Origin of the sequence: Streptomyces sp. B15, from assembly GCF_018070605.1 — a bacterium.
Classification (GTDB): Bacteria; Actinomycetota; Actinomycetes; order Streptomycetales; family Streptomycetaceae; genus Streptomyces; species Streptomyces smyrnaeus.
Genome location: NZ_JAGPXJ010000053.1, coordinates 1 through 12,789 on the forward strand (window position 1 = coordinate 1; position 12,789 = coordinate 12,789).

General features: G+C 69.2%; 13 protein-coding genes and 1 pseudogene. 9 read left to right on the forward strand and 5 right to left on the reverse strand.

From position 1 onward, the window contains the following. Positions 1-216: 216 nt before the first annotated feature. The gene (locus KBY19_RS22510; protein WP_210966561.1) at positions 217-1,251 is read right to left on the reverse strand and encodes an SIS domain-containing protein; all 1,035 of its coding nucleotides are present in this window, start codon (positions 1,249-1,251) and stop codon (positions 217-219) included. Between the two features lie 176 nt (positions 1,252-1,427). Here KBY19_RS22510 and KBY19_RS22515 point away from each other — a divergent pair, with 176 nt between their 5' ends. The 3 genes from KBY19_RS22515 (at position 1,428) to KBY19_RS22525 (ending at position 5,231) form a co-directional block, all read left to right on the forward strand. Beyond that, a complete protein-coding gene (locus KBY19_RS22515; RefSeq protein WP_210966562.1) occupies positions 1,428-2,597 on the forward strand; it encodes a LacI family DNA-binding transcriptional regulator in 1,170 nt (389 codons plus the stop codon). A gap of 90 nt (positions 2,598-2,687) precedes the next feature. Next, positions 2,688-3,968, forward strand: a complete 1,281-nt coding sequence (locus KBY19_RS22520) for an FAD-binding oxidoreductase (protein WP_210966563.1) — start codon at positions 2,688-2,690, stop codon at positions 3,966-3,968. A gap of 387 nt (positions 3,969-4,355) precedes the next feature. Next, on the forward strand, positions 4,356-5,231 hold the full coding sequence (locus KBY19_RS22525) for a glycosyltransferase family 2 protein (RefSeq protein ID WP_099885591.1): 876 nt from the start codon (positions 4,356-4,358) through the stop codon (positions 5,229-5,231). A gap of 308 nt (positions 5,232-5,539) precedes the next feature. On the opposite strand, the gene KBY19_RS22530 is transcribed toward KBY19_RS22525, so the two are convergent. Then, positions 5,540-5,926, reverse strand: coding sequence for a hypothetical protein (locus KBY19_RS22530; protein ID WP_099885590.1), 387 nt, complete (start codon positions 5,924-5,926; stop codon positions 5,540-5,542). 681 nt (positions 5,927-6,607) lie between these two features. Here KBY19_RS22530 and KBY19_RS36735 point away from each other — a divergent pair. Further along, a pseudogene (locus KBY19_RS36735) lies at positions 6,608-6,876 on the forward strand (IS5/IS1182 family transposase); the annotation flags it as partial. Between the two features lie 231 nt (positions 6,877-7,107). Continuing rightward, positions 7,108-8,019 (forward strand): MerR family transcriptional regulator, encoded by a 912-nt coding sequence (locus tag KBY19_RS22535; protein WP_099886955.1) that lies wholly within the window; start codon positions 7,108-7,110, stop codon positions 8,017-8,019. Positions 8,020-8,247: 228 nt separating this feature from the next. On the opposite strand, the gene KBY19_RS22540 is transcribed toward KBY19_RS22535, so the two are convergent. Then, positions 8,248-8,682: an Rrf2 family transcriptional regulator gene (locus KBY19_RS22540; protein WP_121785998.1), complete on the reverse strand. Its 435-nt coding sequence runs from the start codon at positions 8,680-8,682 to the stop codon at positions 8,248-8,250. Between the two features lie 123 nt (positions 8,683-8,805). Here KBY19_RS22540 and KBY19_RS22545 point away from each other — a divergent pair, with 123 nt between their 5' ends. The 4 genes from KBY19_RS22545 to KBY19_RS22560 all read left to right on the forward strand — a co-directional run bounded on the left by KBY19_RS22545 (position 8,806) and on the right by KBY19_RS22560 (position 11,525). Then, the gene (locus KBY19_RS22545) at positions 8,806-9,561 is read left to right on the forward strand and encodes an SDR family NAD(P)-dependent oxidoreductase (RefSeq protein ID WP_210966564.1); all 756 of its coding nucleotides are present in this window, start codon (positions 8,806-8,808) and stop codon (positions 9,559-9,561) included. A 233-nt stretch (positions 9,562-9,794) separates the two neighbouring features. Then, positions 9,795-10,286: a GNAT family N-acetyltransferase gene (locus KBY19_RS22550; protein WP_210966565.1), complete on the forward strand. Its 492-nt coding sequence runs from the start codon at positions 9,795-9,797 to the stop codon at positions 10,284-10,286. 182 nt (positions 10,287-10,468) lie between these two features. After that, complete coding sequence (locus tag KBY19_RS22555) at positions 10,469-11,089, forward strand: hypothetical protein (protein ID WP_099885585.1); 621 nt, start codon at positions 10,469-10,471, stop codon at positions 11,087-11,089. A 124-nt stretch (positions 11,090-11,213) separates the two neighbouring features. Next, positions 11,214-11,525 carry a hypothetical protein gene (locus KBY19_RS22560; RefSeq protein ID WP_307843585.1) on the forward strand — a complete coding sequence of 104 codons (312 nt, stop codon included), beginning with the start codon at positions 11,214-11,216 and terminating at the stop codon, positions 11,523-11,525. A gap of 105 nt (positions 11,526-11,630) precedes the next feature. On the opposite strand, the gene KBY19_RS37300 is transcribed toward KBY19_RS22560, so the two are convergent. Beyond that, on the reverse strand, positions 11,631-11,969 hold the full coding sequence (locus KBY19_RS37300) for a Tn3 family transposase (protein ID WP_107488716.1): 339 nt from the start codon (positions 11,967-11,969) through the stop codon (positions 11,631-11,633). Between the two features lie 113 nt (positions 11,970-12,082). Further along, the gene (locus tag KBY19_RS22570) at positions 12,083-12,736 is read right to left on the reverse strand and encodes a hypothetical protein (protein ID WP_210966566.1); all 654 of its coding nucleotides are present in this window, start codon (positions 12,734-12,736) and stop codon (positions 12,083-12,085) included. Positions 12,737-12,789: the final 53 nt, after the last annotated feature.

Sequence of the window (12,789 nt, forward strand, 5' to 3'; positions counted from 1 at the left end):
GTGCTGGGGATGGGTGGGAGGGCGCCCGGAGGCCGGTGGCCGGGGGGCGGGGCGAGGGCAGGGCGGGTCGGGCGCGGCAGGGCGCCGGGGCTCTTCACCGCGCCCCGCACCGGGGGCTTCGCACCGGCGCCCTTTCGGGGAGGCGTCTTTCCGGGGTGGGCGGGCGCCCTCCCAGTGGGCGCCCACTCCGGGCCGCTGCCTATGCGCTCAGCGTGCTCAGTAATCGACCTGGAACATGTAGCGGCGCTTGTCCAGGTCGTGGCCGCGCACCGCCTCGTAGTGGTGGGCGAGGCGGCTGGCGAGCGTGTTGAGTGCGATCGGGCTGATCTCGCCGCGCAACTCCTCCGGGACACCGGGCAGCGAGAGCGACCGGGTGTCGATGTAGTGGGCCTTGCGCGTGTATTTGTCGAGGAAGGTCTTCGCCCGCTCGGCCATCGGCCGCGTGCCGTCCTCACCGAGCATCAGCAGCACCGGCTGATCCTCGGTGACCACCTCGAAGGCCCCGTGGAAGAACTCACCGGCGTTGTAGCTGCCGCCGTGCTTCCACTGCATCTCCATCAGGTAGCACATGGTGAAGCCGTAGCCCGCCCCATAGTTGGGGCCGGCGGACAGCACATAGGTCACGTCTTCGTCGGCCAGCGCAGCAGCGATGGAGTGGCACAGTTCCTCGGACTCGAGCTGCGCCCTGTGCAGCGCCTCGGGCAGCGCCTCATAGGCGGCGCGCAACTGCGCGTAGTCACCGGGCACCCCGGTCTGCTCCAGCAGCGCGTGGCCGAGCTGTGCGAACAGCACGTGCTTGGGGGCGGCGACGGTGTCCTCACTGCCGTAGGTGAAGGCTGTGTGCGCGGCCTTGGCGAGGGGGCTGTCCGGGAGCCGGGTCACTGCGGCGACCGTGGCCCCGGCGGCCCTGGCGAACTCGGCGGCTGCGACGGTCTCCTTGGTCGTACCGGTGTGCGAGGCGACGACGACGAGCGAGCCCTCACCGAGCAGCGCGGGCTTGCGGAACTGGAACTCGGCGCTGTTCATGTGGAAGACCGGGAACGGTGCGCGGGTCTCCAGCATGTGGTGCACGGCGTACGAGGCGACCAGCGAGCCGCCGCAGCCGACCAGGAAGACGTTGCGCAGCCCGGCGTCGGAGCCGGTGATGCCCTCGACGAAGGTGCGGGCGGCCTCGCGCTGCCCCAGCGCGAAGGAGACGGTCTCCTTGAAGTCCGGGTTGATGGGCTTGAGCGGCAGAGTTGCGATGGTCACGCGGTTCTTCTCCACATCTGACGAGGGTGGACGAGCGGCGGGAAGCACGAGGTTGGGAACGTTCCCAAGAGCATCCGGGAACGGCTTTGGGAACGTTCTCACCCGCGGTGCTGAGAACCTTCCCACCGCCGATCCGACAGCGTCAATACTGCTGCGGCGGATAATCTGTTGCCGCCATGACCAGTCACCGAAGCCAGCGCCCCGCGACCATCCCCGACGTGGCCCGCGAGGCCGGAGTCTCCCGATCCACCGCCTCCCGGGCGCTCGCCGACTACGGCTCCGTGAGCCCGGACGCGCGGGAGCGGGTACACGCCGCAGCCGCGAGCCTCGGCTACCGCCCCAACCAACTCGCCCGCAGCATGATCACCGGCCGCACCCACACGTTGGGCGTGGTGGTCGCCGACATACAGAACCCCTTCTTCGCCGGCGCCACCCGCGGCATCGCGGACGCCGCACGCGCCGCCGGCTACCAGGTGCTGCTGGCCAACACCGACGAGGACCTCACCCAGGAGCGCTCCGCCGTGAAGATGCTCCGCGACAAGCACGTCGACGGCATCATCATCGCGCCGGCCTCCTCCTCCAGCACCGCGCACCTGATCGCCCTGCGGGAGGCCCGCTGCCCGCTCGTGCTGCTGGACCGCGAGGTGCCGTCGCTGGACACGGACACGGTCACCGTCGACAACCGCGGAGCCGCCGAGGACGCCGTACGCCGGCTGCTGGAGGCGGGACACCGGCGGATCGGCATGGTGACGCTGGGCGGAAGCGGCGAGGACCGTGCCACACAGCAGGGGCAGCACGGGGAAGCCGACAGGCACCGGGCGGCCGGGCGTGCGGACGGCGGGGAGGGTCCGCAGCGCGGGCACGGCACGGAACGGCGCCGTGCGGAGCCGCCCGCGCAGGTCTCCACGGGCGTCGAGCGCGCCGAAGGCTTCCGTGCCGCCCTGCACGCTGCCGGTCTCAAGGACCCCGACACCTACGTACGGGTCGGCGTCCACGGGCAGGATCCCGCTGCGCTGACGACCGAACTGCTCCGGCTCCCCCAGCCGCCGACCGCGCTGTTCACCACCGACAGCCTGATCGCCCTCGGCGCCCTCTCCGCCGTCCAGGAAGCGGGGCTGCGAGTGCCGGACGACGTCTCCCTCATCACCTTCGACGACGCCGACTGGACGAGCGTCATCCGCCCGCGCGTCTCCGTCGTGGCACAGCCGGTCCAGGAACTGGGCGCCCGCGCGGTGCGTGCTCTCGTCGCCCGTATCGAGGGCCGGTCACAGGCCCACCCCGAACACATCGTGCTGGACACCACGTTCGTCTCGCGGGACTCCGTCGCCCCACCGCCGTCCCGCTGAGCATCGGTTACGGTGACGGCTGTTCCGGAGCAGCCGGCGAGCAGCCGATGGGCCGTCGCCCCGCCGGCCCGTCGGCCGAGGAGGAAGCGCATGAACCGCCCCACCCACATCGCCGTCATCGGCGCCGGCGTGCTCGGCACCACCCTCGCGCACCGGCTCGCCCGCCGGCCCGCGCAGCACACCGCGCCCTTCGGAACGGCGGACGGCCCGACACCCGGCGTATCCGCTCCCACCGTCACCCTGCTGGACCGCGCGCAGCCCGGACGCGGCACCTCGCGCTGGAGCCTGGCCTGGCTCAACTCCAACGGGGTGCCCGACCGCGGTTACCACGAACTGCGCACCGCCTCGCTGGACGCCTGGGCGCGGCTGGCCGAGGAGGCCGACGGCGCGCAGTGGTATCGCCCGGTGGGCAACATGCGCTGGGCGGACCCGGCTCCCACCGACCCGGACGACTCCGTGGAGGGCGGTCGGCTCGTCGAGCGGGTACAGCGGCTCCAGCAATGGGGATACCCCGCCGAACTCGTCTCCGCGCAACGGATCTCCGCCCTCGAACCGGCCCTGCGGCTGCCCGCGAACGTGCCTCAGGTCGCCTGGTTCCCCGATGAGGGCTATGTGCTCACCGAACGACTCGTCTCCACCCTCGGGGAACAGCTGCGGAACGCCGGTGCCGAGATCCGCACCGGCAGCGCCGGCCACGTCGTCGGCCTGGAACGCGCGGACGCGGGCACCGCCCCCGCGACCGACCGACACCCCACCTCGCATGCCGAGGGCGGCAGTTGGCTGGTACGCACCGCTGACGGGAACACGCTCCGGGCGGACGCCGTGGTGTGCTGTGCGGGCCGGTGGACACCCGAGGTGACCGCCCTCGCCGGGAAGTCGCTACCGATCGTGGACCCGTCGGCGGCCGGGTCGGCGGCGCCCGGACTCGTCGTACGGGTGGGGCCGGTGGGGACGCCGCTGACGCGCGTGGTGCACACCCCTCTCGTCCATCTGCGCCCGCACGACGAGGGGGACGGCGCGACCGTGCACCTGGAGGCGGGCGATGTGCGTGTCGACCTGCACACCCCCGCCGAGGAACTCGACCGCTGGGCGGGCATCCTGCTGGCGCGGGCCCGCGAGCTCGTGCCGAGCCTGGCCGGGGCCCGGGTGCTCGAACGTAAGGTGTGCGTCCGGCCGCTGCCGTTGGACGGGCGCCCCGTCGTCGGGCCCGTACCCGGCACCGGCACTCCTGGCGCCCTCTATGCGATGGTCACCCACAGCGGCGTCACCCTGGCCGCCGGGCTGGCCGAGCTGGTGGCGACCGAACTCCGCACCGGGCAGGCGGCACCGGTCCTGGAACCGTACCGGCCCAAGCGGCTGCTCCGCGGCTGAGACCGAGGGTGTCGCGGCGCAAACTCACCAGTCGGGCCCAGCACTCATGCTGTGGCCGACTGCTTCCACGTCCCTCGTCCCATCACCCCGCGCACACTCGGAGAAGTACGGCGCCCAGCTGCCAGGCGCGAGGATCGGGTGAGGTTCATCCCCGGGGAAAGCGGAGAGCCAACAGGGGGCTTCGGTACCCACGGTCGCCACAGAAGCGCCGGGAGCCGCAGCTGCTGAGCTGCGGCTCGACCGAGCCGGCCAGTCGCCCACAACGACACGCCCCCGACCGCGCTCAGCGAAGCGGGCGGGGGGCTGAACGCCGGGCTAAGGTGGGGCACCCGCGAGATGACGCGACGACAGCGGGCCACATACCCGCGCGCACCAAAAGGACTTCACGTGAGCGCTGACGCCTCGCGCCCCACGGTCGGCGCCGTGGTACTGACGATGAACGACCGCACCGGCGAGTTCAGCGAGGCGATGTCCTCGCTCCTCGCCCAGGAAGGCATCGACCTCGACGTGGTGGTCGTCGGAAACGGTTGCGAACCCGACCACGTTCCTGACGGGGTGCGCACCGTCACCCTGGGCGAGAACGTCGGTATCCCCGAAGGACGCAACATCGGAGCCCGTCACGTCGACGGAGAGTTTCTGTTCTTCTTCGACAACGACGCCGTCCTGCCGACCACGGATGCCCTCGCCCGCCTCGCGGGGGCGCTGACCCATGATCCCGGCTCGGCCTACGTACAGCCCCGCATCGCGGCACCTGACGGCACGACACTGCGCCGCTGGGTCCCCCGCCTACGTGCCACAGACCCGGCCCGCCCCGGCACCGTGACCGTCATGGCGGAAGGCGTCGTCATGGTGCGACGCGCCGCGTTCGACGCGGTCGGAGGCTGGCCCGGCCACTACTTCCTCTTCCACGAAGGCATCGATCTGGCCTGGCGGCTTTGGGACGACGGCCATACCGGCCGCTACCTGCCGGAGATCATCGTCCATCACCCCGCCACGGACCCCGCCCGACACGACACCTACTACCGGCTCAACGCCCGCAACCGTGTCTGGCTCACCCGCCGCAACCTGCCCCTTCCGCTCATCCCGCTCCACCTCGCCGCATGGGCTCTCGTCACCGCCTGGCGCCTTCGCGACCCCACGGCGCTCCGCGTCACCGCGGCCGGCTTCGCCGAGGGCCTGCGCGGAGGACACGGCCCACGACAGCCGATGTCCTGGCGCACGGTCGCCCGCCTCACCCGCGCCGGCCGACCCCCACTGGTGTAGACGGCTTTCGCCCGACCGCCACGCTGCTCGCTGCCCCGGGGTCCGGAAGGTCCGCAGCGAGCCCGCAACGGGGAAAGCCGGTGGGACGGTGCGCCGCGTGGGGTACAGGTGGTCGCGGTGCGGCCCGGCACGGTCGCCTCCAGGAGCGGCAGGGCGCGGTGGGTCCTGCTGGGCATCTGCTACCAGGAGCTTCGACGCGGCGAGGTGTCGCCCGGCCGTCGGACGCCGCGGGGCCGGCGCCGCAGAGTCGGAGGCCGCAGCCAGGCAGGCCGGAGTCAGCCCGGCCCCGCCTGGCGGGCCTTTTCACCTCACCAATTCTTGCAGGCAGTTCCGAGGCTCTGCTGGTTATCGACACGCTTGATCGACCCGCAGCTTCGGATTCCGACTCCACCCGCGTAAGTGGCGTCGATGTTGAATTTGTGGCTGCAGCTGTTCCCCGTGCCACTGCCGCCGCAAATCATTGTGTATGTCTTGGTCGGGGAGGTGGTGGCGTAGTATATGAACTCGTACTGGGCAGGGCCTTGGGGCTCCGGCACCCCGTGGATCGTGACCGAGTCGACGTGGTAGCCGCTTCCGAAAAGCACCATTTCCACATTGCCGCCGGTGACCGCGTCGTCGGCAGATGCCGGTGCGGACGCCATGCCCGTCATCGCCACTGCCGCGGCCACGACACCAAGCCATTTCTTGACCTTCATGTCCCCTACCTCCCGTTCAGTCCTGAGACGCCGTTTCTTTGGCGCGCTCGGCCGATTGAAGAGTACATGGCGATCCTGTCCCGGCAGCTGGTAGCGGACGAATTTGAGGCGCCTTTTAACGAGGGAGCTCTGCCGATACAGGTCAGGTAGTTCTCGGGGCGGCGGACAGTATCCGTGAATACTGCGAGAACCTGCACCGAATACTCCGCAAGCGAGGCATCCGTCACCGCATTGCGCCAAATCCCGCTAATACTCACCCAGTTGGCCCCGCCGCCGCAGGGGCCACCCCCTCTACGAGCTCGTAGCGCGATCACCTGGCGGGCTTTCTTGAGGCGTCTTCAGCAGATGAGGCGGCAGGCCAACGAGACGAAGGCATCGTGGGGTTCGGTTCGGTGTTCCCAACGGACGGCAACGCGTTTGAACTGGTGGAGCAGGGCGAAGGTCTGCTCGACGACGTAGCGGAGCTTGCCCAAGCCCTCGATGTTCAGGTGCCCTTGCGGGGAATGACCGGCAAGATCCGCCGCTTGCGCAGCTCTCGGCGGTTGGGGCTGGGAGTCGTAGCCCTCGTCACCGAGGAGCGAGTCGGGGCGGCGGCGCGGGCGCCCGCGCCGCCCGGCCACGGGCGGGATGCCGTCGACCAGGGCGCGGTGTGCGGTGGCGGGTTCGGACCGGAGTTCCCGCCGGGCACACCAGCATGCTGCCGGTGCCCGCCGGCGCGGTGCTGTGCAGAAGGCACCGCCGGGCGGAGTGAGCGCCGAACCTGAAGACCATGGACCGGGCAGGTCGCGAGGCGGGTTCACCACGAATTTCATCTGGCGTGCGAGCAGAGACAGAAGCCGTTGTCGCTGCTGATCACCGCCGGGCAGCGCGGTGACAGTCCTCAGTTCGAGCCGGTCCTGAACGCGATCGGGGTGCCCCGGCCTGGTGTCGGCCGGCCGAGAAGCCGCCCGCTGCGGGTGCGAGGCGACGGTTCAGGTCGCGGCGATTCATCAGTGGCTGTGAACCCTCATCCTGCCGTCGTGCGGATGCCCCAGCAGGAAAGGACGGCCCTGCGCTCATTACGGAGGAAGGGCGCATTTCCTGGCGTTGGCGCGGGGCGGTGCGTATGGGGTTGCACCTTCCGTAGCGGCATGTGGTCCGGTGGACTTGCGTCCCGATCCCTTGAGGAAAGATCCCTGCTCATGCATTCGTCCTTCATGCCACCTCGCCAGGTCAAGATCGGTGACGCGGCGGCCTTCGCCGGCACCACGCCACGGGCGATCCGTCATTACCACGAGATCGGCCTGCTCCCCGAGCCTGAGCGGGGCGGCGATGACCGTCGCCGCTACGGCTACGAAGACATGATCCGGCTGCTGTGGATTCGCAGGATGACCGACGCCGGGATCGCCCTGGACGACATCCGTGACGCCTTTACCACCGGCACGGCTTCCGTCGGTGCGGACAGCGGAGACGGTATCGCGGGCATCCTGGAGCGGTTGGAGGAAACCCTCGCCGAGCAGGAAGCAGAAGTGCGGCGGCAGCGGACCGCCGTGCAGCGGATGCGCACCGAAGGCAGCCGGATGGGTCTGCTCTCCGACTTCGTCACCGAACGCCTCAAGAGCCTGCCCGAGGGCTCCCTGCGTCAGGCGGACCTGGACAGCCTGCTGGTCACTGAGCGGATCTTCGGCCCGCTCGGCGCGGCCGTCCAGGCCACCCGCTTCGTCGTCCTGGCCACGCACCCCGCTCTGCGGGAGGACTCCGACCGCATCGATGACGCCGAGGAGGCACTCGATGACAGCGTCGCCGTCGATGATCCGCGCGTGGCCCAGGTGGCCGCCGAACGGCACGCCTTCGAAAGCGCCCTGCACGCCGCCATCGAGAAGTCCGGTCTGGAAAAGGACGACGATGCCCTCTTCGACGCCTGGGACGCTTTGCACCCTGCTCCCGCCCATGAGGGCGAGGACGAGGCCGATCTCAGCTCCGGCGGGCGGGAGACTGACTCCATGAGCGTGTTCGAAGCCATCGGCAAGATGCCCTACGACTTCTCCCCAGCCCGCCTGCGCTGTATGGAACTGGCCGTAGAACTCTCCGCCCAAGACTCACCCGCTACCTAAAACACGCCCTAGTCGTCGTCCACGATCCATGCCGGGCGCTCACATCCTCCCGAACGGCGGAATCGTCACATCGGTCACGCCGGACCAGGGCACTGTAACAAGATCAAGTTACAAGCTCTTCGGACACGGTCTGATACTGCAACGGTCTTCGGCGTGACTGGTTGCCAGGCTGTTCGCCGGCCTGGGCTCAGATGGGGATCTTGGTGATGTCAGGGCGTGACGGAGAGGCTAGCGAGGTGCCGCGAGTACGTCCCGGAGTACGTTCGCGAGCGTGACGCGGGCCAGCTCGTGTCTCACGGTCTCCTCGATGCCCTCGTAGATGCTCTGCATTGCCGGCTGGATGCCGTGACCCACCACGCATCCCTGGTCCGGGGTGGTGCGGTGCATTGCGAACAGCGGGCCGGGTTCCACTGCCTCGTACACGTCGAGCAGGGTCATCGACTCCAGCTCGCGTGCCAGCGACCAGCCCGCGCCCACGCCCCGCCGGGACTCCACGAGCCCGGCCCTGCGCAGTTCGCCGAGCAACCGTCTGATCACCACGGGGTTGGTGTTCGCGCTGGTCGCGATCTGCTCGGAGGTGGCGACCTCATGGCCCTGGCGCTGATAGAGGCCGATCCAGGCCAGCGCGTGGGCGGCGATGGTCAGCCTGCTGTTGGCGCTCATGGGCTCCTCCTCTCGACCACAACGCTTCATGATACGGCAGTCGTAACAGTGAAGGTTGCAACATACTGTCGTAACAATTAACGTTGCGACTGCCGGAAAGGGCCAATCAACGAGGTGAGAAGAATGAGCAAGCCACTCACGGGCAAGGTCGCCCTGGTCACCGGGGGATCGCGCGGACTGGGAGCCGCGACCGTACGGCTGCTGGCCGAGCAGGGCGCCGACGTCGCCTTCACCTACATCAGCTCCGAGAAGCAGGCGCAGGCCGTCGTCGACGAGGTGCACGGCAAGGGAGCCAAGGCCGTCGCCTTCAAGTCCGACCAGGCGGACACGAGCCGGGCGCCGGCGCTGATCGACGACGTGGTCGCGCACTTCGGCGGCCTGGACATCCTCGTCAACAACGCGGCGATCTCGGTGGAGCAGGGCCGCACGGTGGACGACCCGGACGTCGACACCGCCGCACTGGACCGGATGCACGCCACCAACTACCTCGGCGTGATCGCCGTCATCCGGGCCGCCTCCCGAGTGCTGCGCACGGGCGGCCGCATCATCACGGTGAGTTCCGGGCTGGGCTCCCGGGTCGGCGTCCCGGGCGTTGCCGACTACTCGGCGACCAAGTCAGGCATCGAGAGGTACACCATGGGGGTCGCACGGGACCTCGGGCCCCGCGACATCACGGCCAACGTCGTGGAAGCCGGGCTGATGGACAGCGACATGCAACCGCCGGACCCCGACACTCTCAAGGCCCTGCTCAGCTCGCTGTCCCTGCAACGCATGGGGCACCCCGACGAGATCGCCGCGGCGATCGCCTTCCTGGCGAGCCCCGCCGCGTCGTACGTCACGGGCGCGGTGCTGGACGCCCACGGCGGCTACAACGCCTGAACCCGAACCCTGAACCCTGCCGCGCGCCCCGAAGGACACCGCGTCTTCGGGGCGCGCACCGCCAACGACCCGCGTGTGCGTGGACACGCCTCAAGAAGCCCGGATCGTGGTCATGTTACGCGCTCTCGATACGCCACCCGGAGATCGTCAAGTGGGCCTGATCCGGACTTGAGGACGGCTGCCGCTGCCGGAATCTCAGTGGCCTCGGCGCACCATCCGAGTACAGTCGTGCGATGCCCGAGCTGAAACAGCTGCATACCGGCCACGCCCCTGCTGTCCTGGACTTCGAGCTGGCGAACCGCACCTACTTCGCCGCCTCGGTTCCCGACCGCGGCGACAAGTACTTCGATCGGTTCACCGACCGCTTCAACGCCCTGCTGGCTGAGCAGGGAGCCGGCATCTGCGCCTTCTACGTGCTCGTCGCCGAGGACGGCTCGGTACTGGGCAGGTTCAACCTGTACGACATCGAGGAGCGCACCGCGGAACTCGGCTACCGGGTCGCGCAACATGTCGCCGGCTGCGGCGTGGCGACCGCGACCGTTGAGGAGCTGTGCCGACTGGCGGCCTCGCGGCACGGGCTGCGCACACTGCGCGCGGCCACCGCCCACGAGAACGCCGCGTCCCAGAAGGTGCTGACCAAGGCCGGGTTCGTCCCCGTCGGCCCGGCCGGCCCTGCCGACCTCGGCGGTGAGCCAGGCACCTGGTACGGGCGCGAGCTCTGGTAGTCCACCCGTCCAGCCGTAGTGTCCGCGATCTTGCCGACGGGGCGGCCGGACCCCGCCATCCCGCCTCGGACGGGCTGATCCCGCCGGCCTGCAAGGAGATCTGGGCGTCGGGTGACGGGGCGAGTCTGCCCGGCCCTTCGAAGGCTCACTAGAGTCAGGACCTCGGCGAGTCAGGGGGCATCGTGACCTTAGCTGTGGGCATCTTCGATCTGTTCACCTATGGGATACCTGGAGCACTTCATCTTTCTTTGATCATTTACGTGCTCGCCCGCCTGAACCTCATCGATCTCGCAAGTCTGGCCTCGGCACCGTCAGTGCTGCAGGTGGTCGGAGCCGCTGTTGCCAGTTACCTGCTGGGGCAGCTTGCCTACCCTCTGAGTGCCCTCCTGGACAAGGTGGCGCCGCGTTGGAACTGGAGCATCGATCACGCTCGGCGTGAATTCGTTGCCAGAGTGCCCGAGTCCCGGGAGCGAGCCTTCGTGCGCGCTGATACGTCTCTGCTGTTGGCTGCGGCGGAACTCCACGACAAAGAGGCAGCGGGCGAGATCACCCGGCTGCAAGGTGTCGCGTTGCTGCTGCGGAACTCGGCCCTCGCCCTGGTGTTCGCGCTCGCCGTCGCGGTGCTCGAACTCGTCCTGGGAACCGCTCGTTTGCCGGCAGGGGGCTGTGCGGCACTGCTCCTCGTAAGCCTGATTGCCGCGATCAGACATGGGCGCCGCGTGCGGCACTGGGACCGCCTGAAGACGTTGGAGATCTGCTTCTGGATCCCGGACATCGACGACAGACTCGACTCCACTCCTTGAGGTACTGGTCCAGCTCACTCGCGGGAATCGGATTGTCGAACGCCACGATCATCGTGTGGTGCATCATGCCCCCAGCGAACAGCCACTTTTCTGCCCGCGTCCAAGATCCATCCGTTCTCGTTCCATGCCTGCTGGGAATCGATCGGGCGGTAGTCTTGCGGCATGGCCCGAGCCGGAGACCGGCGAGCTGGAGTACTTCGTCGCCATGGCCGAGGAACTGCACTTCGGTCTGGGACGCACCATCGCGATCTTGCCTCGCTCGCTGGCCCGGCCCATGCACCCCGACCTCGTCTACCGGCCCGTGACCGACGCCCCCGACAGCGAACTCGTCCTCGTATGGGCGCAGGATGACCACCGCCCGCTGGTCGCCTCCTTCGTCGCTGCCGCTGTTGAGGCTGCGAAGGCCACTGCTGCAGCGGCCGCAGGGGCTACCTGACGCCGGCGCCGACCGACTCAGGAGACACCGAGGACTTCGGCCGGGGTTCTTCGGGGTTCGCGGCGCTGGGGTCAGTGGCTGGTGAGTCCGCCGGACCTGTTCGTACTACTGGGCGATCAGGTCCCGTCGACCGTCTTGGTGGGAGAGCACCGGGACCAGGTTCGGCCAGTTCTCGTCCTCCCCGGCCGCCGGCCGGTACAGCTTCGCCGAGCCGATGTTCTTCAGCCGGGGCATCAACTTGAAGTCGAGCGTGTACGCGAAGCCGAAGCCGACGATGAAGGCGCCGTGAGTGTCGGTGTAGGGCCGGTCGGCGTCCATGTCGGTGCGGTGCCGCAGCACGCCCTCGATCACCGAGGCGACCTCGGAGGCCGAACAGGGCCCCGAAGTCCGGGTCCGACACAGGGAACAAGTATCCCCTCGTAGCTTTCGCGACTCGCTACTCATCGCGCGTTCGCTGCCGTGGTCGCCTGCTTGTCGTGGTCGCGGAGCATCCGCATGACGGTGGCGGGCGAGGGGTGCCGGCCCTTCTTCGAACCGGTGGTGGCGAAACCGGCGGGTCAGCCCGCGCCGCCGTCGAGGAGGCGACTGTAGCGGAGGCGCAGGGCGCGTTCGGTGCTGGCCGCCAGGGTGACGAGCACGACGGCGATGTTCATCCACACCGACAGATGCACGGGTGCGGTGAACGTCCCGATGTGCTGGGCGATCTCGCGGGGCTCGGTCAGCTTCTCCGCCATCTGCGAGACGAGCAGGACCAGCGCGGTGGCGAGTGCCACCGCCGAGAAGCACCCGATGACGCGACTCAGCGTCGGGTGCCGCCGCGCGAGGTTCGCGCGGCGCCCCTCGGCGGAGGCGGGGTCGGGAGTGAGCTGGTGCTCGTACCCCTCGTCAGTGACGTAGTGACAGCGCTTCAGGCCGAAGCCGCTCATCGACACCTCGACGGTGCCGTCCTCGACGGGGAAGACGGCGGGGAGCCTGCACACCGCGTGCTGCCTGCCGTCGACGTACAACTCCGCCTTGACGTTCCCTGAGCCCTGGTTCTGGCCGTGCCTGACGTTCACGGCGTAGACCGTCCAACGACCGGTGGCGTCCGCCGTCCGCAGGTAGAACAGGGCCCGGGAAAGCTGCTGCCACCAGCGGAAACGCTTCAGTTCCCGCCCGTCTCCGGGCTCGACCCGCCGCAGAGCCCTACGCTGTCGCCATTCTTTGAGCATGTCCGTGCTCCCGCTCGTGTTCCCGTTCCCGAGTCCTGCCGCTTCCACTGCCG

Coding starts and splice junctions, on each gene's coding strand:
- KBY19_RS22515 (WP_210966562.1), top strand. CDS start 1,428: ATGACCAGTCACCGAAGCCAGCGCCCCGCGACCATCCCCGACGTGGCC.
- KBY19_RS22520 (WP_210966563.1), top strand. CDS start 2,688: ATGAACCGCCCCACCCACATCGCCGTCATCGGCGCCGGCGTGCTCGGC.
- KBY19_RS22530 (WP_099885590.1), bottom strand. CDS start 5,926: ATGAAGGTCAAGAAATGGCTTGGTGTCGTGGCCGCGGCAGTGGCGATG.
- KBY19_RS22535 (WP_099886955.1), top strand. CDS start 7,108: ATGCATTCGTCCTTCATGCCACCTCGCCAGGTCAAGATCGGTGACGCG.
- KBY19_RS22540 (WP_121785998.1), bottom strand. CDS start 8,682: ATGAGCGCCAACAGCAGGCTGACCATCGCCGCCCACGCGCTGGCCTGG.
- KBY19_RS22545 (WP_210966564.1), top strand. CDS start 8,806: ATGAGCAAGCCACTCACGGGCAAGGTCGCCCTGGTCACCGGGGGATCG.
- KBY19_RS22550 (WP_210966565.1), top strand. CDS start 9,795: ATGCCCGAGCTGAAACAGCTGCATACCGGCCACGCCCCTGCTGTCCTG.
- KBY19_RS22560 (WP_307843585.1), top strand. CDS start 11,214: ATGCCTGCTGGGAATCGATCGGGCGGTAGTCTTGCGGCATGGCCCGAG.
- KBY19_RS37300 (WP_107488716.1), bottom strand. CDS start 11,969: ATGAGTAGCGAGTCGCGAAAGCTACGAGGGGATACTTGTTCCCTGTGT.
- KBY19_RS22570 (WP_210966566.1), bottom strand. CDS start 12,736: ATGCTCAAAGAATGGCGACAGCGTAGGGCTCTGCGGCGGGTCGAGCCC.